Origin of the sequence: uncultured Abiotrophia sp. (assembly GCF_938010525.1) — a bacterium.
Taxonomy (GTDB): Bacteria; Bacillota; Bacilli; order Lactobacillales; family Aerococcaceae; genus Abiotrophia.
Window position 1 is genome coordinate 25,639 of record NZ_CALLVK010000004.1, and the last position, 17,996, is coordinate 43,634.

The 17,996-nt window shown below is 47.4% G+C and carries 18 protein-coding genes; 16 read left to right on the forward strand and 2 right to left on the reverse strand.

The window, feature by feature from the left end; all coding sequences use genetic code 11:
- Positions 1-4 precede the first annotated feature (4 nt).
- From comGC to Q0339_RS00510, 5 genes are read left to right on the forward strand one after another with little or no spacing between them, the layout of a single operon-like run.
- Positions 5-343 (forward strand): competence type IV pilus major pilin ComGC, encoded by a 339-nt coding sequence (gene comGC, locus Q0339_RS00490; protein ID WP_268445766.1) that lies wholly within the window; start codon positions 5-7, stop codon positions 341-343.
- Positions 340-786 carry a competence type IV pilus minor pilin ComGD gene (gene comGD, locus Q0339_RS00495; protein ID WP_298076816.1) on the forward strand — a complete coding sequence of 149 codons (447 nt, stop codon included), beginning with the start codon at positions 340-342 and terminating at the stop codon, positions 784-786. The genes comGC and comGD overlap by 4 nt, the downstream gene beginning before the upstream one ends.
- Positions 773-1,105: a hypothetical protein gene (locus tag Q0339_RS00500; protein WP_298076817.1), complete on the forward strand. Its 333-nt coding sequence runs from the start codon at positions 773-775 to the stop codon at positions 1,103-1,105. The genes comGD and Q0339_RS00500 overlap by 14 nt, the downstream gene beginning before the upstream one ends.
- The gene (gene comGF / locus Q0339_RS00505) at positions 1,086-1,532 is read left to right on the forward strand and encodes a competence type IV pilus minor pilin ComGF (RefSeq protein ID WP_298076818.1); all 447 of its coding nucleotides are present in this window, start codon (positions 1,086-1,088) and stop codon (positions 1,530-1,532) included. Before Q0339_RS00500 ends, comGF begins: the two co-directional genes overlap by 20 nt.
- Positions 1,471-2,253 carry a hypothetical protein gene (locus Q0339_RS00510; protein WP_298076819.1) on the forward strand — a complete coding sequence of 261 codons (783 nt, stop codon included), beginning with the start codon at positions 1,471-1,473 and terminating at the stop codon, positions 2,251-2,253. Before comGF ends, Q0339_RS00510 begins: the two co-directional genes overlap by 62 nt.
- 269 nt (positions 2,254-2,522) lie before the next feature.
- Here the strand turns inward: Q0339_RS00510 and Q0339_RS00515 are convergent, their stop codons facing one another.
- The gene (locus Q0339_RS00515) at positions 2,523-2,903 is read right to left on the reverse strand and encodes a VOC family protein (protein ID WP_070756148.1); all 381 of its coding nucleotides are present in this window, start codon (positions 2,901-2,903) and stop codon (positions 2,523-2,525) included.
- Between the two features lie 31 nt (positions 2,904-2,934).
- Positions 2,935-3,342 (reverse strand): cytidine deaminase, encoded by a 408-nt coding sequence (locus tag Q0339_RS00520; RefSeq protein ID WP_298076820.1) that lies wholly within the window; start codon positions 3,340-3,342, stop codon positions 2,935-2,937.
- 282 nt (positions 3,343-3,624) lie between these two features.
- Here Q0339_RS00520 and Q0339_RS00525 point away from each other — a divergent pair, with 282 nt between their 5' ends.
- The 11 genes from Q0339_RS00525 (at position 3,625) to Q0339_RS00575 (ending at position 17,791) form a co-directional block, all read left to right on the forward strand.
- Positions 3,625-5,211, forward strand: coding sequence for a PTS sugar transporter subunit IIA (locus Q0339_RS00525; RefSeq protein ID WP_298076821.1), 1,587 nt, complete (start codon positions 3,625-3,627; stop codon positions 5,209-5,211).
- Positions 5,195-5,632: a PTS sugar transporter subunit IIA gene (locus Q0339_RS00530; RefSeq protein ID WP_291431850.1), complete on the forward strand. Its 438-nt coding sequence runs from the start codon at positions 5,195-5,197 to the stop codon at positions 5,630-5,632. Before Q0339_RS00525 ends, Q0339_RS00530 begins: the two co-directional genes overlap by 17 nt.
- Positions 5,629-5,910 (forward strand): PTS sugar transporter subunit IIB, encoded by a 282-nt coding sequence (locus Q0339_RS00535; RefSeq protein WP_298076823.1) that lies wholly within the window; start codon positions 5,629-5,631, stop codon positions 5,908-5,910. The genes Q0339_RS00530 and Q0339_RS00535 overlap by 4 nt, the downstream gene beginning before the upstream one ends.
- A gap of 2 nt (positions 5,911-5,912) precedes the next feature.
- A complete protein-coding gene (locus Q0339_RS00540) occupies positions 5,913-7,163 on the forward strand; it encodes a PTS ascorbate transporter subunit IIC (protein ID WP_298076824.1) in 1,251 nt (416 codons plus the stop codon).
- 3 nt (positions 7,164-7,166) lie between these two features.
- Positions 7,167-7,904, forward strand: a complete 738-nt coding sequence (locus Q0339_RS00545) for an SIS domain-containing protein (RefSeq protein WP_298076825.1) — start codon at positions 7,167-7,169, stop codon at positions 7,902-7,904.
- 298 nt (positions 7,905-8,202) lie between these two features.
- Positions 8,203-9,492, forward strand: a complete 1,290-nt coding sequence (locus Q0339_RS00550; protein ID WP_298076826.1) for an ectonucleotide pyrophosphatase/phosphodiesterase — start codon at positions 8,203-8,205, stop codon at positions 9,490-9,492.
- Between the two features lie 90 nt (positions 9,493-9,582).
- Complete coding sequence (gene glgB, locus Q0339_RS00555; RefSeq protein WP_298076827.1) at positions 9,583-11,484, forward strand: 1,4-alpha-glucan branching protein GlgB; 1,902 nt, start codon at positions 9,583-9,585, stop codon at positions 11,482-11,484.
- A gap of 73 nt (positions 11,485-11,557) precedes the next feature.
- Positions 11,558-12,709, forward strand: coding sequence for a glucose-1-phosphate adenylyltransferase (locus Q0339_RS00560; RefSeq protein WP_298076828.1), 1,152 nt, complete (start codon positions 11,558-11,560; stop codon positions 12,707-12,709).
- Positions 12,693-13,844: a glucose-1-phosphate adenylyltransferase subunit GlgD gene (gene glgD, locus Q0339_RS00565; RefSeq protein WP_298076829.1), complete on the forward strand. Its 1,152-nt coding sequence runs from the start codon at positions 12,693-12,695 to the stop codon at positions 13,842-13,844. The genes Q0339_RS00560 and glgD overlap by 17 nt, the downstream gene beginning before the upstream one ends.
- Before the next feature lie 10 nt (positions 13,845-13,854).
- Complete coding sequence (gene glgA / locus Q0339_RS00570; RefSeq protein WP_298076830.1) at positions 13,855-15,288, forward strand: glycogen synthase GlgA; 1,434 nt, start codon at positions 13,855-13,857, stop codon at positions 15,286-15,288.
- A 79-nt stretch (positions 15,289-15,367) separates the two neighbouring features.
- The gene (locus Q0339_RS00575) at positions 15,368-17,791 is read left to right on the forward strand and encodes a glycogen/starch/alpha-glucan phosphorylase (protein WP_298076831.1); all 2,424 of its coding nucleotides are present in this window, start codon (positions 15,368-15,370) and stop codon (positions 17,789-17,791) included.
- The last annotated feature ends 205 nt before the right edge of the window (positions 17,792-17,996 follow it).

Here is a 17,996-nt window from a genome sequence, read left to right on the forward strand (position 1 = left end):
TAACATGAAAGCAAGGGTGCTGAAGGATCGGCGGAAGAATGCCTTCACGTTGATCGAAATGTTGATCGTCCTTATTATCGTAGCCCTTCTCATGGCCATTATTATTCCAAACGTGGCCGGTCAGAAGGAAAGAATTGAAAAGCAAGCGCGTCAGAATATGGCGCAAATCATCGAAACCCAGGTCAATACCTATAAATTGGCAGAAAATGATAGCGAGGTAACAGTCAAAGAACTTAAGACTGCTGGCTACTTGACTGATAAGCAGGTAGAGGAAGCCAAGAAGCTCTTGCAGTTAGATGAGAATACGACCATTACCCTGCCAATTAATATTCCTCAACCATGATACCGAGTCGACCAGCTCGCCAGGCTGGCTTTAGCCTCTGGGAGTCGCTCTTGGTCATGGTCATTCTTAGCCTCGTCTTGTGGTGCTTTTCCAGTCTGCCCATGGGCAATTTTCTGGCAGAATGGCGCTGCCGTCTATTCTGCGACCAATTAGCCCAGGCCTTACTGGTCAGCCAGACCCAGGCCATTAGTCGCCACCAGACCTATCGGGTGGTCTTTGAGACGGGTGGCAATCAAGTGCTGATTGAGCCCTTGGGCCAGGCCCAGGCACGACAAGTCTATGCCTTGCCCCCAGATTGGCAGCTGGTTACTTTCTTGCAATTTCATTATTTTGGTGATGGACGCACCGAGAAATTCAAGACCGTGACCTTGGTCAATCGGGTGACAGGCCAAAGGCACCATATTCGTTTTCAGTTGGGGAGTGGACGCTTTGAAATGGATTAGTGGTCAACGCAATTCTAAGGGGACTAGGGGACAAGTTGCCCTGGAAGCTTTGGTGGGCTTCCTCCTCTTGGGGGCCATGATGGCCCTCTACCTTCCAGCCCTGCATCAGGCTTACCAGCGACTTGAGGAGAGTCAAGTGGCTAGTCAGGAGTGGCGGCTCTTTGCCTTGATGGTGGAAGGGTGGATGCGACAAGACCAAGACTGGCTAATCCAGGCCAGACAAGCCCATCCCCAAATGGTTGATTTTGCTTGTCAGGACCAAGACTGTTGGATTGAGTTTGAGCGGGGGAGTCATTACCATGTTCAAGCGACGGACTAGGCAAGGCTTTACCTTAGTGGAATGTCTCTTTAGCCTCTTAATTTTGGCCCTGCTCTTTGAGGCGGCCGTCCTAACCCTGCAGTCTTACCAGCGTTGGATTAAGGCTGCCGAGACCGACCATGGCCTAGAGTGGCAAAACTTCGTCATGGTCTTCGAGGCCGAGCTCAATCACTTTCAAGTCCAGCAAGTAGGTCTGGACTATCTGGACCTGGTGGACAGGCAAGATGACAAGAAGACTTATCGCATTGTTTTGAACAAGCAACGCCTCTATAAGCAAGCTGGCTACCAGCCCTATCTCTATCAAGTGGCGGAGTGGCGGCTGGCACAATCTGGAGAGAGTTTGCGAGTGGAGGTGAGCTTCACCAATGGACAAGTCTACCAAACTTACTTTTGGCTCAGGCCAAGGCAAGATGAAAGTGGGCCCTAGGGGCTTTACCTTTCCCTTGGTGCTAGCCTTCATGCTGATTAGTCAGCTGACCCTAATGGGCGTCCTGTGGCTTTTGGCTGGCCACGCTGCCCATTTACATGAAGTCAGTCGTTACTATCAGGCCAATATTCAATGGTCTATGGTCAAATCCCAACTTAGACGTGACAGAGAAGAGCAAGCCAACGGCTTGCTGGTGCAAATTCAAGACCAAGTACCCTTCCTCCTGGGTCAGGTCTTGGGTCTAAGTGAGCCGGGTGCTATGCGTCAAATTGATGGGGCGCATTACCTGGTTGATTTGACGCAAGGCCCCCACAAAGGGGAAAGAATTTTGGTCCGGGTACGACTGGATCTATCACCCCAGTTAGCGGCCGGCTTAGATAAAAAAGCCTGGCAAGCCTTGGCGGTCTATGAGCCAGGTCCGATGGAGAGGGACTGGCAAAGTGACCTAGCAGCCTTAAAAGAAGTGGCGGCTCAGGCAGACCCCAGCTTAAGTCAGGACAATTTTATCAAGGCAGACCACCAAAGGAGGCAGGGCCACTGGGCGCCGCAGGAGATGGGCGGCCAAGCGTGGCAGTTTGCGGATGGTCAAATTGAGCTTGGGCCAGACGGCAAGACCTACCTCAATCGTGTGGGTGATGATTATGTACGGCAGGAGACCTTTGACTCCTGTCAAGGAGACTATGTGTTGCTGTATGAGTTCCTTCACTATGAGTTAAAATAAAAAAAGACCGCAGTTTAGGCTAGGCCTAGGCTGCGGTCTTTTGGGTGTCAGAACTAGCTTAGCTAGCCAAGGTCACTGTTCACAGCAGGGACCTTCCTATCCACCATCCGGGTGCGGCCTCTTAAGGAGACCTATGATAGGCTGACGATGGCAACCTACCAGGTTGCACATCGGCTCATCGAGCTCTAAGTATAACATAGGGGAGAGGCTAGCGCAAGGCCTAGTCCCAAAGAAAAAGGCCAGGACAAGTCCTAGCCTCACTTACTCTATTAGTTGTTACGCATAACTTCCAAACGGTAGCCATCTGGGTCTGTCACGAAGAAGTAGCGTGGTGGTTTGCCAGGCAAGCCCTTCATTTCAGTAGTAGCATAGCCTGAAGCCAAGCAACGTTCATGAACAGCTTCCAAGTCATCAACGCCCAAGGCCAAGTGGCTGAAGCCATCGCCGACTGTATATGGACCGTGGTCGTAGTTATAGGTCAATTCCAATTCGAAGTCACTACCTGGAACCGTTAAGTAAACCAAGTCGAAGCCATGATCAGGATAGCGACTCTCACGGCTAACGGTGAAGTCGAAGAGTTGAGTATAGAATTTAAGGGTTGCTTCCAAGTCTTGGACGCGGATGCAGGCATGGAGTAAAGTTTGTGCCATGGGATACCTCCTAAGTATTGGTAGTTATAGTTTACATTTTTAAGGACTCAAAAGCGAGCGGAACGATTTGGCTGACCGTGGTCTCGTAAATTTGGCCGTCGCGACGGGTCAGATAGACGGGTACATCAGGCCGGCAGAATTCCACTAGGACCTGGCGGCAAATGCAGCAAGGCGGTAAGAAATCATCTGTATCTCCGGCAACGGCAATGGCCTGGATGGATTTAGGACCATAACCTTGGGTGACAGCCGTGAAGATAGCAGTCCGCTCCGCGCAGTTGGTAGCGCCGAAGGAAACATTCTCGACATTGACCCCTTCAATAATTTGACCATCATCCATTAAAAGGACCGCCCCAACCGGAAAATGAGAATAGGGCACATAAGCCTTGGACAGGAGTTGGCGAGCCCGTTCAATCAAGCTTTCTTTGCTATATGTTGTCATGTAAAGTCACCTACTTTTCTTGTGTCTTTCTATTTTACACTAAAAGGGCAGAAAAGGAAACGTTTTTAGACAAGATAATAGGAGTTTTTCAAAGCCTATGGCTAGCTTGGGTTTGGTCTCTTACTATGTTATATTATATTTAGAGGTGTTCAGCTTTTTACTTACAAATCACTTCGCTTTTTTGGTATACCTAGTCGATAGAATTTCTGATACGCTATAAGTGTGAGGGTGAGATAAATGAACATGATAGCTAATGATAATAGGTTGCGGCGCCAGGAGATTATGTTACGTTTACTAGATTATGAGACCTTAAGTTACCAAAAACTTTCGGATCAATATTTTGTCTCGCGTAGCAGCTTGTCCAATGACTTCAACCTCATTAAACATTTTTTCCAAAAGGATGGCGCAAGTTTGTCCTTTAATAATTCAGGTACCTTCTTTAGTGGTAGCGAGATTCAGGCCCAGCAGATTTTGAAGCGTCTCATGATTAGTCAGCATCAGCCATTTTATTTAGAAGGTTTTGACAGCGCTTTATATAATCAGATTATCTTGTTACTACAGGAATACAGCGACTCTTTACAGCAGCCCATTCCGGGCGACAATATGGCCCAAATCAGCACGACCATTTGTCTCCTAATCGGTCGGGCCAAGGCAGGCCATCACATTCAATTGTTAGATACTAATTACTTGGAGCCTACACGTTATTACCCTCGTTTGTGGGATCTGATTAGCCGGCTAGAAGCAGTCTGCAACCTGGTTTTTAGTGCTAGCGAGTTAGTTTACCTAGTGACCATTTTGTTAGGGAGTGGCTTTTCTCAGGAAGCGGGTCAGATTCAAGAAGATCTAAAAAATCAAATTCGTGCGCTTATTCAAGATGTGTCGCTCATTATTAATTTGGATTTGCTGGATGACCATAAGTTGCTGGAAGACATCGGGATTCATATGAATCAGCTCTTTACTCGTCTTCAAGCTAAGATTAGCCTGGTCAATCCGCTTCTAGCTGATATTAAAAGTAACTATTATGCCCTCTTTCAAGATGTCAAGTACCTCCTAACCAATGAGGGCAGTCGCTATGGCTTGCCAGCTACATGTCCACTTATAGCTGATGACGAGATTGGCTTTCTAGTCTTGCATATCCAGGCGGCCATTGAGCGCAAATTTATCCAGAAAAAGGTGGTGATTGTCTCTCCTAATGGAATTGGTGTAAGCACCTATATTAATGCCAAGATTCAAAGGCTCTTGCCAAACTTGCACGACATACAGATTGTGTCCTTGAAGCAACTGGAGAAATTAGAGGTAGAAGATATTTCCTTCATTATCTCGACGGTTCCTATTGAAGGCCTTAAACGCCCAGTGATTACCATTAGCCCCTTATGTACGGAAGACGACATGCGGCAAATAATGACGGCCTATGCCGAAGTAGTGGCCCGGCAGTCCACGCTCAACCAGTACCAAATGATGAATCATGGTAGGGGACTGATTAATGGCATCTATAAGGGGAATTTCAAGACGCAAGAAGAGGCGCTCAGCTTCTTGTTAGATCAGCAGAAGGACTTGAAGGAGGCTAAGAAGACGCAAGTGCTGGCCTCCATACTAGAAAGAGAAGCTCAACAATCCACCTATCTGGATAAGGGGATCGCGATCCCTCACGCTAATCCCCAATTAGTCGAGACTAGCAATATTTCGGTCTTACTCTTAGACAAGCCTATTGCCTGGGGTTACGACAAGGTGGATGTAGTGGTCTTGCTTTTGGTAGCAAAAGAAGAAACCTCAAAGGTAGGGGATGTCATGTACTTTATTGTGGAAGGTGTCCGCAATAAACCTTGGTTACTAAAACAATTGGAGAACGACTATGGAATGTGTGAATGAACTACTAGAGAATGCCCAAGTGGTAGAGCGGGTAGAGGATTGGCAGTCAGCCCTTAGGTTGGCGGCACAGCCACTCCTGCTAAAGGGCAATATTAGCGAGGACTATGTGACCGCCATGATGGATTCAGTCATTCAAAACGGTCCTTATATGGTCATCGGAGACGAATTTGCCTTAATGCATGCAAGACCAGGGGAAGGGGTGAAGCAAATCGGAGTGTCCTTATTAATCGTTAAGCAAGCGGTCGACGTCTGTGGCAAGCCAGCTAAGGTCTTCTTAGTTCTAGCGGCCGTCGATAACACCAGTCATCTGGCTCTCTTGCAGGAACTCATGACCGTGTTCATGGATGAGGACAAATTCCAATTAATTAAGTCAGGGCAATTAGCACAAATCAAAGACAGATTAAAGGAGGAAGTCAAATGAAAATTCTAGCAGTATGTGGATTTGGTGTCGGGAGCTCCTTGGTCTTAAGAATGACCGTCGAAAAAGTAGTCAAAGAACTGGGAATTGATGCGGAGGTCGAAAATACTGACTTATCAACAGCAAAAGCGACGCTAGCGGATGTTTACTTCACCAGTTTTGAATTACAACAAGAATTAGAAAAAACCATTAAAGCTCCTATCTATCCAATTAAGAAATACATGGATGTCAATGAAGTAAGGGAACAATTTAAACGCTACCTAGCATCTAAAGGAGAATAACCATGGATATTATTACGGATAACATATTACGAAATCCCCCTGTATTACTTGGCTTAATCGCCATGTTCGGGCTTTTGGTTCAACACAAGCCTATCTCTGATGTTATCAAGGGGAGTTTGACAGCTGCCTTCGGGATGGTTATCTTGTCGACAGGGGTCAACATGTTGTTGGGTTCTATTGCGCCAATCAATACGGCTGTTCAAACTAGCCTAGGGGTCAGTGTGTCAGAAGGCTTGTCTGATGCTACTTTTACAGCTGAATATGGTGGGACAGTGGGTGTCACTATGTTCGTAGCGCTGGCGCTGCACCTTGCTATTGCCAGATTCACACCGATTAAGACCATTTTCTTAACAGGTAACATGCTCTGGTGGTTCCCATTCGTTATTGTGGCCGGTCTGGTGGAAGCCAAGGTGTCAGGTACTATGTTAATCATTGTGGGGGCCGTCTTATCCGCACTTTACTGGTCATTGGGCCCATGGATTATACGTCGCTTTGTCTGGGATGCCACAGGGGATGATTCCTTCTTAATCGGGCACCCAACGGGTATCCTCTGTATCATTGCAGGGAGTGTAGCCCGTGTGGTAGGGGACAAAAAGAAATCAACGGAAGATCTTGATCTCCCTGCTGGTCTCTCCTTCTTCCGCGAAATTTCCATCACCGGTGGCTTGGTCATGTTAGTCATGAACCTGATCGTGGGTTGCTTTATCCCAAGCCTAGTGCCAGCTAAGAACAACCTGATTAGCTACTCCATTCAATCTTCCTTAGAGTTTGCCGGTGGGCTTTTGGTCTTACTCTATGGGGTTCGCTTATTGATTAACCAAATTATGCCAGCCTTCCAAGGGATTGCAGAAAAAGTGGTGCCTGGTGCCAAAATGGCTTTTGACGTACCAATCTTATTCAACTACCGGCCAAATGCTGTCTTAATCGGTTTTATTATCGCTATGATTAGTTCTACTGCTATGATTCTGATTGTGAACGCGACTAATGTCTTCGGGGTCTTGTTAGTACCGCTAGTCATCACCAGTTTCTTTGAATGTGGTGGGGCGGCCGTCATTGCTGAAGGGCAGGGTGGTCTGCGCGGGGCCATCATTGGGACTGCTGTCGCTGCCGCGGTCATGGTTATCTTGGTGGCCATTTCTGGTACCATGATGTCTACCACCATTCAAAACTGGTTGTTCGTCTTTGGTGGGAACGACCTATCCGTTATGTCTATTATTGGTAAGTTACTGGGGATGCTCTTTGGAGGTGCTTAGAAAGTGTTTGCCTATTTCCAAAGAATTAGGGAGATTCTAAGCCAGGTCGAGGAGCAGGAGGCTACGAGTCTGGCCCAGGCGGTAGAGATTTTGTCAGAGGCAATTAAGAAGAAACAAGCGATTTTCGTCTTTGGTGCTAGCCATGCCGGGATCTTGGCTGAAGAATTGTTCTACCGAGCAGGTGGCTTAGTATCGATCAACCCCATCTTTGGGAGGGAGCTAATGCTCGATACACGACCGATTAGTGCGACTAGCCGAATGGAGCGCCTAGTGGGCTATGGCCAGCTATTGGCCAAGAAAACACCCTTTAAGGCGGGTGATCTTCTAATCGTCCATTCGGTCTCGGGACGAAATCCGGTTGCTGTGGACTTAGCCCTAGCCGCCAAAGAAAAGGGCGTCTATGTCATGGCTTTGACCAACCTCACCTATTCCCTAGCAACAAAGAGCCGTCATCCCAGTGGCCAACGCTTGTGTGATGTGGCAGACTTAGTCCTAGATAATCACGGCCATATTGGCGATGGGGCTTGTCAGCTTCCGGGTATCGAGCAGCCGGTAGGACCTAGTTCAACGGTGATTGGCGCCTGCATTCTTAACCATCTAGTAGTAGAAGTGAGTCGGAACTTAGCCCAATCAGGATTGAGTCCTGTCCCTATCTTTTACTCAGCTAATTTGGATGGCGGGGATGACAAGAACCGTCAGATTTATGAGACCTACAGAGAGGCCATTCACTATGACTTGTAGGTCCAGATTTTAAGCAAAATACCCTGACTTCTCTTAAGTGAAGTCAGGGTATTTTGCTTGCTAAAGTGGCCTAAAGTTTCTTGCTTAAAATCAGATGCTCTAGAGTATTTTTTCTTGTTTGGGTGTATAATAAGAATGAGTGCAGCTTAGCTTTTTCATAAAAAAGACGAATGATTACGCAAAAATGATGGTGGAACTTATGACTTTTTGTGGAAAAAGCTAGGAAAGTCTGATAAAATTGAGTAAAATTTAGACTAGGCACAGGATAATCGAAAGACTAGGAACTGGAGCTGGTTATATGGCAAAACGAAAAGTATATTTAATCTCTTTTGACGCATTTGGCTATGAGGATGTTGCCTTTGCGAGTAAATTACCTAACTTTAAACGTCTCTTAGATAAGGGGACTTGGGTTAAGAAGGTCCAATCGACCTATCCTTCACTGACCTATGTGGCCCACACCAGTATTATGACAGGCTTGTTGCCTCTGCATCACCAAATTGTCAACAATACTAAGATTCAGCCAGAGCGCCATAGTCCTGACTGGCACTGGTATGCCAAGGAAGTCCAAGGGGAAACCCTCTATGATGTCTTCAAGCGGGCTGGCTATAAGACGGCTTCCTTACTCTGGCCGGTCATGGGGCGCAACAAGTCCATCGACTATAATTTAGCAGAAATTATTCCCAACCGCCCTTGGCAGAATCAGGCAATGGTGTCACTAGCTGCTTCCAGCATTCCTTTCTTGCTCAAAATGGAGGCCCGCCATGGTCACAAACGGGACGGCATTCAACAACCGGCTCTGGATTATTTCCTAGAAGGAGTCTTGCTAGATACCATTCGTGATTACAATCCCGATTTCGTGACGGCGCACTTCTTGCAGCTGGATAGCATGCGCCACTACTACGGAGTTAATTCGGAACAAGCTAAGCAGGCTATTATCGACTTCGATGGTCGCTTGGGGCGTATTATTCAAGTCTTAGAAGATATGGGCCAGTGGGAAGACTGCCTCTTCGTCTTGGTGGGGGACCACTACCAACTTAACACCCATACCGTGGTGCGACCTAACCACCTACTCAGTCGCCAATCGGGTTGGCAAACGCTGGGGCGTGACGGCACCATCAAGTCTTGGCAAGTTTATTGCAAGGGCGCGGATGGTTGTGCCTATATCTATCGCAAGCCGGGCGCTAAGATTACGGTCAAAGAAATTTTAGACACTTTACGGCCCATGATGCCCATGATTGAGACAGTTTACACAGCTCAAGAAGCCGCTGACTTCGGGGCGGACCCTAACTGCCTCTTCATGATTGAAGCCAAAAAAGGCTACTATTTCTTAGATGATTTGGCAGGTGATTTCCAAGAATCAGTGGATAATCCAACTTCCGATGCCAAGCTCCTACATGCCACCCACGGCTATCATCCAGCGCGTAATCACTATGCGACAACGGCCTTTTACCACGGGCCAGATGTTAAGGTCGGACATGCAGTAGAGTCGGGCAGATTGATTGATCATGCGCCAACCATTTTATCGGCACTCAAACTTAATTTCCATCAATATGTCGACGGTAATATTTTGTACGATATTTTCAGGTAAATAAAATATCAAATTGTCTAGTCGTATGCGTTTACATGAAACGCTTTCAGTGCTATAATAAATGTATGAAATAACAAAGGGAGGGATAGCATGACTGTCGCAGCATTACAAGAGCAACTTTCGGAACACATCTATCATTTCAACCATGGTAACCATGAAGCAGCCTACCAATTTTTAGGCTGTCACAAGGTGGACCAAGATGGAGTGACGGGTTATCGCTTCGCCATTTGGGCTCCTCATGCAGCCAATGTCTACATTCTAGGTGATTTCAATCACTGGCAGAATGAGCCACTAAGCCATATTGAAGCTGGCGTTTGGGCAGGCATTATTGAAGGAGCCGAACGGAGTCAGTGTTACAAGGTTGGGATTGACCATGGTAATGGTTATATCGAATATAAGATTGATCCCTTTGGTTTTAATTTTGAGATTGCGCCTAAGGACGCTACGGTTGTCTGGGGCTTGGAAGACTTCGAATGGTCCGATCAGGTCTGGATGAACCAGCAATGGCGTAAGAATAGCGTTCATTCGCCTCTCAACATTTATGAAGTGCACGCGAGTTCTTGGCGTCGCCATCCTGACGGCCGCACCTACACCTTTGCAGAATTGGCAGAAAGCCTGATTCCTTATGTTAAGGAAATGGGCTACACCCACATTGAAATGATGCCCCTTATGGATCATCCACTGGATGCTTCTTGGGGCTACCAGATTACGGGTTACTATGCTGTCTGTGGCCGCTACGGGACCTTGGAAGAGTTCAAGGACTTCGTTAACCAGGCCCACCAAGCCGGGATTGGGGTCATCATGGACTGGGTACCAGGTCACTTCTGCCGTAATGCCAATGCCTTGGCTTATTATGATGGGACGCCAACCTTCGAATATCAAGATGTCAACCGTGCCAACAACGTGGGTTGGGGGACGCTCAACTTCGACTTAGGTAAGAACCAAGTCCAAAGCTTCCTCATTTCCAACGCCATGTTCTGGCTCAAAGAATGTCACCTAGATGGTTTGCGGGTGGATGCCGTGTCCAACATGCTTTACTTGGACTTTGACCAAGGGCCTTGGACGCCTAACGAAGATGGCAGCAACCACAACCGCCAAGGGGTGGCCTTCCTCCAAAAACTTAATACCACGATCAAAGATCATCTGCCGCATGTCCTTATGATTGCGGAAGAAAGTACCGACTGGAAGGGCATCACCCATGCTGTTTCAGAAGGGGGCTTGGGCTTTGACTACAAATGGAATATGGGCTGGATGAACGATACCTTACGTTTCTTCGAGACCGATCCTTACTACCGACCACAGAATTTCCGTTTAATTACCTTCGTCTTTATGTACCAATACAATGAACGTTATGTCCTGCCATTTTCTCATGACGAAGTGGTTCATGGTAAGAAGTCGCTCTTAGATAAGATTCCTGGCAGCCGCGAAACCCAGTTTGAGACCTTGCGTCTCTTGCATGGTTACATGATGGCCCAGCCTGGTAAGAAGTTGCACTTTATGGGTAACGAGCTAGGCCAATACCTGGAATGGCGCTACTACTCCGAGTTGGAATGGAAGGACTTGAGCTTCGAGTTCAACCGCGAGTACCAACACTATATGAAGACCCTCAATCACATCGGTAAGGACTACAAGGCCCTGCATTATTACGATACTGAGCCAGCAGGTCTGACCGTCCTAGATGCTGACAATGTGGAACAGGCTGTCCTAACCATGATGCGGCAGGGTAAGGCCAAGCGTGATTTCTTAATCATCGCCTTGAACTTTATCCCAGTTGAACGTCAGGAATACCGAATTGGGGTGCCTTATAAAGGAGAGTACGAAGTCTTGCTCAACTCGCAAATGCAAGAGTTTGGCGGACGGTGGACCGAGAATCTGCCGGTCATGAAGACTGAAGAAGTGCCTCATGATGGACAACCATACTCCATTGTCACAACGGTTCCTAGTCTGGGTGTGCTCTATATCAAACCCAAACGTGTTTACGGCGCTAAATAAAAGCTAAGAAAGGAGATGAAATTAACTGACTGTCTTTACGCCGAGATAGTCAGCTAGTTTCACATGTGTGTATATGAAACAAGATATGATCGCGATGATTTTAGCCGGTGGTCAAGGGACCCGTCTGGGTGTCTTAACCAAACAAACGGCTAAGCCAGCCGTTCCCTTTGGAGGGAAATACCGCATTATTGACTTTGCTTTAAGTAACTGTGCCAACTCCGGGATTAAGAATATTGGGGTAGTAACCCAGTATCAACCTTTAGAGCTTAACGAACACATTGGAAAAGGGGCAGCCTGGGGCTTAACTAGCCGTTCAGGTGGGGCTACCATCCTCCAACCTTACTCTAGCTCAGATGGCGAAAAATGGTTCAAGGGGACAGCCAATGCCATCTACCAAAACATCAGCTATATTGATTCCTTAGATCCTAAGTATGTCCTCATTCTATCAGGTGACCATATCTACAAGATGGACTATGCAGCCATGTTAGAAGACCACATCAAGAACAAGGCTAGCTTGACCGTTGGGGTTATCCCAGTGCCGATGAAGGAAGCTTCAAGGTTCGGGATTATGAACACGGACCAAAATGGTCGTATCATCGAGTTCGAAGAAAAACCAGCTCAACCTAAGAGCAACCTAGCATCCATGGGGATCTATATCTTCAATTGGGAAACCTTGCGTCGCTACTTAGTGGAAGACCAAGCTAAGAACCGCGAGATGGAAGACTTCGGTAAGAACGTTATTCCAGCCTACCTAAGCAATGCTGAAAACTGCTTTGCTTACTCATTTGAAGGCTACTGGAAAGACGTGGGTACCATCGAATCTCTCTGGGAAGCTAACATGGAATTCTTGGACCCAGAACATCCACTCAACATTAGTGAGGATACTTGGCGGATTTATACCTCCAACCCTGTGACCCCGCCACAATTCTTAACAGAAGACGCGCAAGTTAAGCACTCGCTAGTTGTGGATGGCTGTTACATTGCCGGTCAAGTGGATAACTCCCTCTTGTCCCGTGATGTTAAGGTAGGGCCAGATAGCCAGGTTGACCATTCAGTGGTCATGTCCAGTGCCACAATCGGTAAAGGCTGTCGCGTTGAATATGCCATTATCGGTGAACAAGCTGTGATTGCGGACGGGGCAAGTGTCATCGGGACCCCAGACCAAATTGCCACTGTAGGATATGCTGAAGTAGTAGGAGGACCAAAAAATGATGGTGAAGAATAAGTTATGTGCGATTCTCAATTTGACCGAAGATGATCGATTATTAAAACCATTGACCCAAAACCGGCCCATTGCCGCCTTACCATTTGCTGACCGTTATCGGGTGATTGACTTCGCCTTATCCAGCATTTGCCATGCGGAAATTGATTCGGTAGCCCTCTTCATCGCTGAATCAGGTCGTTCAATCTATGACCACATCCGTTCTGGGGCAGCTTGGGACTTGGATTCTCAAGTGTCAGGTGGGATTTTCACCTTCTCTCAACAGAACTGGAAGCTCCGCCACCACCACGAAAACCTCTATGAAGATTACTACTACAACCATCGGGTCTTCATGTCTCGGGCTAAGGCTGAGTATGTCTTTGTAGCCGGATCTAAGATTATTGCTAACGTGGATATCCGCGGCGTCTTCCGTCACCATGTGGCTGAAGGTAAGGATATTACCCTTATCTACAAACAATTAGACAAAGAAAAATTAGGCGATCAAAATCCTAAATCTCGTGCCCTCAAATTCGATGCCAACAGCCAAGTCAAGGGATTGGTTGAGTACGGTGAGTTAGGGGAAGAAGAGAAGGTAGATGCTTCCCTCAGCATGTACTTCCTCAGCGTTAAGACCCTCAATGATATCATTGACCGGGCGGTGGACGAAGAAGTCTACATGGAAGTGGATGAATTGATTCAACACTATCTCTTAGACTACACCGTCAACCCATACAAGTATACAGGCTATATGGCCAACATTGACTCCATTCAACGTTACTACAAGGCTAATATGGACATGTTAGACCGTCAAAACTTCACTTCCTTGTTCTACTCAAGCCAACCAGTCTTGACTAAGACCAAGAATGGGGTACCGTCCTACTATGCGCCAAGTTCTGATGTGCGTTCATCCGTGGTGGCCTCTGGTTCTTACCTAGCAGGTAAGGTGGAACGCTCACTCATTTCCCGTAAGGTACATGTATCGGAAGGGGCTCATGTCAAGGATTCCATCATCCTACAAGGAACTAAGATTGGCGATGGGGCACGTGTTGAATACGCCATCCTGGACAAGGGCTGTGTCGTTGAACCAGGCGCTCACGTCATTGGGACACCTGACAATGTGGTCGTGATTAGCAAGAATACCTTCATCCCAGCAGAATAAAGGAGTCGCCATGAAAGTTTTATTTGCTTCCGCAGAAGCGGCACCTTTTTTCAAGACGGGTGGGCTAGGCGACGTTGCCTATGCCTTGCCTAAGGAATTAGCTAAGCAGGGCGTAGATATTCGGGTGGTCTTACCTTACTACACCCAAACGCCTCAGCAATACAAGGACCAAATCCAAGAAATTGCCCATTTCCGCTTCCAATTAGGCGGTCGGAATGTCTACTGTGGCATTAAGTATTTGGAGATGGACGGGGTTAAGTATTATTTCATCGACAACTTGGCTTACTTTGACCGGCCAGCCCTCTATGGCCAATGGGATGATGGCGAACGCTTCGGCTACTTCTCAACGGCTATTATTGAGATGCTGGAAGTCATTGACTGGATTCCAGACATTATTCACTGTAATGACTGGCATACCGCTATGGTGCCTGTGCTCTTGGTGGACCGTTACCACTGGAAAGACCGCTTGCGTCACATCCGTAAGGTCTTGACCATTCACAACCTACGTTTCCAAGGGATCTATGATCCAGTCATCCTGGGCCAAGTCTTCGGGACCGGCTATAATGTCTATACCGAAGATGGGGTTAAGTACTATGACCGGGTCAACTATCTCAAGGGTGGCATTAACTTCTCTGATCGTATTACCACGGTTAGTCCAACCTATGCCCATGAGATTACCACCCAAGCCTTTGGTGAGAACCTGGAAGGGGTCCTCAAGTACAACGAATGGAAATTAAGTGGGATTATTAACGGTATTGATTATGACCTCAATAATCCTGAGACAGATCCACTCATTCCACATCACTTTAATGTCTCGGACTTAAGTGGTAAGGCAGCTAACAAGGCGGCCTTGCAAGAACGCTTAGGCTTGCCAGTCAATCCAGATGTGGCCATGATTGGTATGGTCTCTCGCTTGACCGACCAGAAGGGCTTCCAGCTAGTGGAAGAACGCATGGAAGAATTACTGCAGGCAGAGGTTCAGGTGGTCCTCTTAGGGACTGGGGAGCCGCAATTCGAGCACTCCTTCCGTTACTTCGAGTCACGTTATCCTGACAAGATGAAGAGTCTCATTACCTTTGACTTGGGGCTAGCCCAACAAATCTATGCCAGCTGTGACTTCTTCTTGATGCCAAGTGCCTTCGAGCCTTGCGGTCTGTCACAACTTATGGCCATGCGCTATGGGACCTTGCCAATTGTCCATGAGACAGGGGGCTTGCGTGACACCGTTCAACCTTATAACCAATATACTGGGGAGGGGACAGGTTATTCCTTCAATCGTTTCGACGGTTGGACTATGCTCCAAACCATCTACTATGCGCTAGATGTCTACTATAACCGGCCTGGCGCTCACAAGCAATTGGTAGAACAGGCCATGACCCGAGACTTCTCTTGGACCGGGCCAACCCAAGAATACCTAGCCCTCTACCGTTCGCTAGTTCAATAATAGTTAGCTCAGAAGAGACCAAGCCTTATGCTTGTGTCTCTTTCTTGGGCTTATGCCCTACTGATTAAGGAGGAAATTAATGAAGGTCGATGCATTCAAAGACGCCTATAAGAAGAAGTTTGAAGACATGTTCGCCGTGCCTTATACCTCTGGTAGCACCACCGAACAATTCCAAGCCTTAGGCCAATTATTACGCTCTATCTATACTGACAAATGGGTCCACTACAACCAAGGAAAACTGGACAGTAAGCAGAAGCAAGTCTTCTACTTCTCCATGGAGTTCTTGCCAGGTCGCCAGCTCAAACGCTATCTACTTAATTTAGACTTGTTAGACACGGCTCGGACGGCCCTAGAAGAATTGGGCCTAGACTTTGAAGCCGTAGCGGCTGCTGAAGTCGATCCAGCCTTGGGGAACGGAGGCTTGGGCCGTTTGGCTTCTTGCTTCATGGATTCCATGGCAGCCACTGGCGTGCCAGGCAATGGTTGCGGTATTCGCTACCGTTACGGGCTCTTCAAGCAAAAATTCATCGATGGTTACCAAATTGAATTGCCAGAAAACTGGTTGCGTAACCCTAACTCCTGGGAAGTCCGCAAGGAGTCCAAGTCCGTTATTGTTCGCTTTGGCGGCAATGTCTGGTTGGAACCTAATAAATTTGGGGACTTGAAGCCAGTCTATGAGAATACCTTTGATGTTTTGGCGGTGCCTTACGATACACCACAAATCGGCTATCGTAACGATGTGGTCAATAACCTACGGCTCTTCTCAGCCGAAATTCCGCCAGGCCACGAGTCTTATTTCACGACCCCTGAGCAACGCAAGGAAATCCAAGAAATCACGGAAGTGCTCTATCCGGATGACTCTAACTATGAAGGCCGTCTCTTGCGTCTTAAGCAAGAATACTTCATGTGCTCAGCCGGGATTCAAAGTATTGTCCGCTACTTCAAGACCCTAGGCTTGCCTTGGAGCGTTTTCCCAGATAAGGTGGCCATCCACATTAACGATACCCACCCAACCCTCTGTATTCCAGAATTGATGCGGATTCTGGTCGATGAAGAGAGCCTGACTTGGGGTCAAGCTTGGAACATCGTTAAGAAATCAACTTCTTACACTAACCACACCATCTTGGCGGAAGCCATGGAACGTTGGCCAATCTACATGATTGAAGGTCTCTTGCCACGGATTATGCAGATTATCTATGAAATCAACCGCCGTCACTTGGTTAACAAGACAGCCCTCTACGGGGCGGAACTAGCCCACCGTACAGCCCCAATCGACGGGGATCAAGTGCTCATGGCTAACCTGGCCATTATTGCCAGCCACAGTGTTAACGGGGTAGCCAAGCTCCATACCGAGATTTTGGAACACTACACCTTGCGGGATTTCAAGACGATCTACCCATTCCGTTTCAACAACAAGACCAATGGAGTGACTCACCGCCGTTGGGTCCAGCTAGCCAATGAAGGCCTCAGCAAGGTCTTAGACCAATATATTGGCGACCGTTGGCGCTTCAAGCCACGGGAAATGAATATTCTCCAAGCCTTCCGCGACAGTGATGAGGTCCTAGAGCAACTGCAAGAAGTCAAGTTGGCCAACAAGGAACGCTTTGCTCGTTTCGTTAAGGAAGAGATGAAGCTAGACATTGACCCGACTGCCTTATTCGACGTGCAAATCAAGCGACTCCATGCCTACAAGCGCCAACTCCTGCAAGTCATGCATATAGTGGATCGCTACTTGACTCTCAAGGAGAATCCTAAGGCTGACTTTGCTAAGCGGGTCTTCATTTTCGGGGCCAAGGCGGCACCAAGCTACCACTATGCCAAGTCTGTCATCAAGATTATTAATGAATTGGCTAATTTGGTTAACAATGACCCAGCCATTGGGGACAAGATTAAGATTGTCTTCGTCGAAAACTATGGGGTTTCCCTAGCCGAATTGATTATTCCTGCTGCTAACCTATCGGAACAAATTTCCTTGGCGGGTAAGGAAGCGTCCGGGACTTCTAACATGAAGTTAATGGCTAACGGGGCCTTAACCATGGCGACCTTGGACGGTGCTAACGTTGAAATCTATGACCTAGTCGGTGACGATAACATCTTCCTCTTTGGCATGACGGCCGACGAGGTCCAACAATTGCGTGAGGCTAATAACTACTACTCACGGGGTATCTATGAGGAAAATCCACAGATTAAGCGTGTGCTCAATGCCTTCATTGACGGGACTATCCCTAATATCGAAGCAGAAGGGCGAGAAATATTCGATTCCTTGGTCCTCTACAATGATGAGTACTTCCTCTTGCAAGACTACCTAAGCTTCTATGAAGCGCAAATGGCTGCTGACAAGCTCTATCAAGAGCCTAAGGAATGGGCTAAACGTGCCCTGACCAACATTGCCTACTCGGGCAAATTCTCGTCAGACTACACCATCTTGCGTTACGCCGAAAGCATCTGGAATGTGTCGCCAGAGACCAACTTGCTTGGCGAAGGCTTCAGCAATCTAGACTAATCACCACACAAGATCGAGACCCTGTCTCGGTCTTTTTTTGTACGGTTTGAAAGTACTAGGCCTTATGTGGTCCTAAACACTAAATATAGTTAGTGAAATTCGCCTATCGTTCGCTATTAAGTAATGTGATGATTGCTTGTTTAGTCAAGGAGCACTTGCATGTGCAATAGTAAAATTTTGTTGCTGAAATACTGAAAAATACCGT

Excerpts from the sequence above, each read along its gene's own strand:
- comGC (WP_268445766.1), top strand. The coding sequence starts at position 5 with ATGAAAGCAAGGGTGCTGAAGGATCGGCGGAAGAATGCCTTCACGTTG.
- comGD (WP_298076816.1), top strand. The coding sequence starts at position 340 with ATGATACCGAGTCGACCAGCTCGCCAGGCTGGCTTTAGCCTCTGGGAG.
- comGF (WP_298076818.1), top strand. The coding sequence starts at position 1,086 with ATGTTCAAGCGACGGACTAGGCAAGGCTTTACCTTAGTGGAATGTCTC.
- Q0339_RS00510 (WP_298076819.1), top strand. The coding sequence starts at position 1,471 with ATGGACAAGTCTACCAAACTTACTTTTGGCTCAGGCCAAGGCAAGATG.
- Q0339_RS00515 (WP_070756148.1), bottom strand. The coding sequence starts at position 2,903 with ATGGCACAAACTTTACTCCATGCCTGCATCCGCGTCCAAGACTTGGAA.
- Q0339_RS00520 (WP_298076820.1), bottom strand. The coding sequence starts at position 3,342 with ATGACAACATATAGCAAAGAAAGCTTGATTGAACGGGCTCGCCAACTC.
- Q0339_RS00525 (WP_298076821.1), top strand. The coding sequence starts at position 3,625 with ATGTTACGTTTACTAGATTATGAGACCTTAAGTTACCAAAAACTTTCG.
- Q0339_RS00530 (WP_291431850.1), top strand. The coding sequence starts at position 5,195 with ATGGAATGTGTGAATGAACTACTAGAGAATGCCCAAGTGGTAGAGCGG.
- Q0339_RS00535 (WP_298076823.1), top strand. The coding sequence starts at position 5,629 with ATGAAAATTCTAGCAGTATGTGGATTTGGTGTCGGGAGCTCCTTGGTC.
- Q0339_RS00540 (WP_298076824.1), top strand. The coding sequence starts at position 5,913 with ATGGATATTATTACGGATAACATATTACGAAATCCCCCTGTATTACTT.
- Q0339_RS00550 (WP_298076826.1), top strand. The coding sequence starts at position 8,203 with ATGGCAAAACGAAAAGTATATTTAATCTCTTTTGACGCATTTGGCTAT.
- glgB (WP_298076827.1), top strand. The coding sequence starts at position 9,583 with ATGACTGTCGCAGCATTACAAGAGCAACTTTCGGAACACATCTATCAT.
- Q0339_RS00560 (WP_298076828.1), top strand. The coding sequence starts at position 11,558 with ATGAAACAAGATATGATCGCGATGATTTTAGCCGGTGGTCAAGGGACC.
- glgD (WP_298076829.1), top strand. The coding sequence starts at position 12,693 with ATGATGGTGAAGAATAAGTTATGTGCGATTCTCAATTTGACCGAAGAT.
- glgA (WP_298076830.1), top strand. The coding sequence starts at position 13,855 with ATGAAAGTTTTATTTGCTTCCGCAGAAGCGGCACCTTTTTTCAAGACG.
- Q0339_RS00575 (WP_298076831.1), top strand. The coding sequence starts at position 15,368 with ATGAAGGTCGATGCATTCAAAGACGCCTATAAGAAGAAGTTTGAAGAC.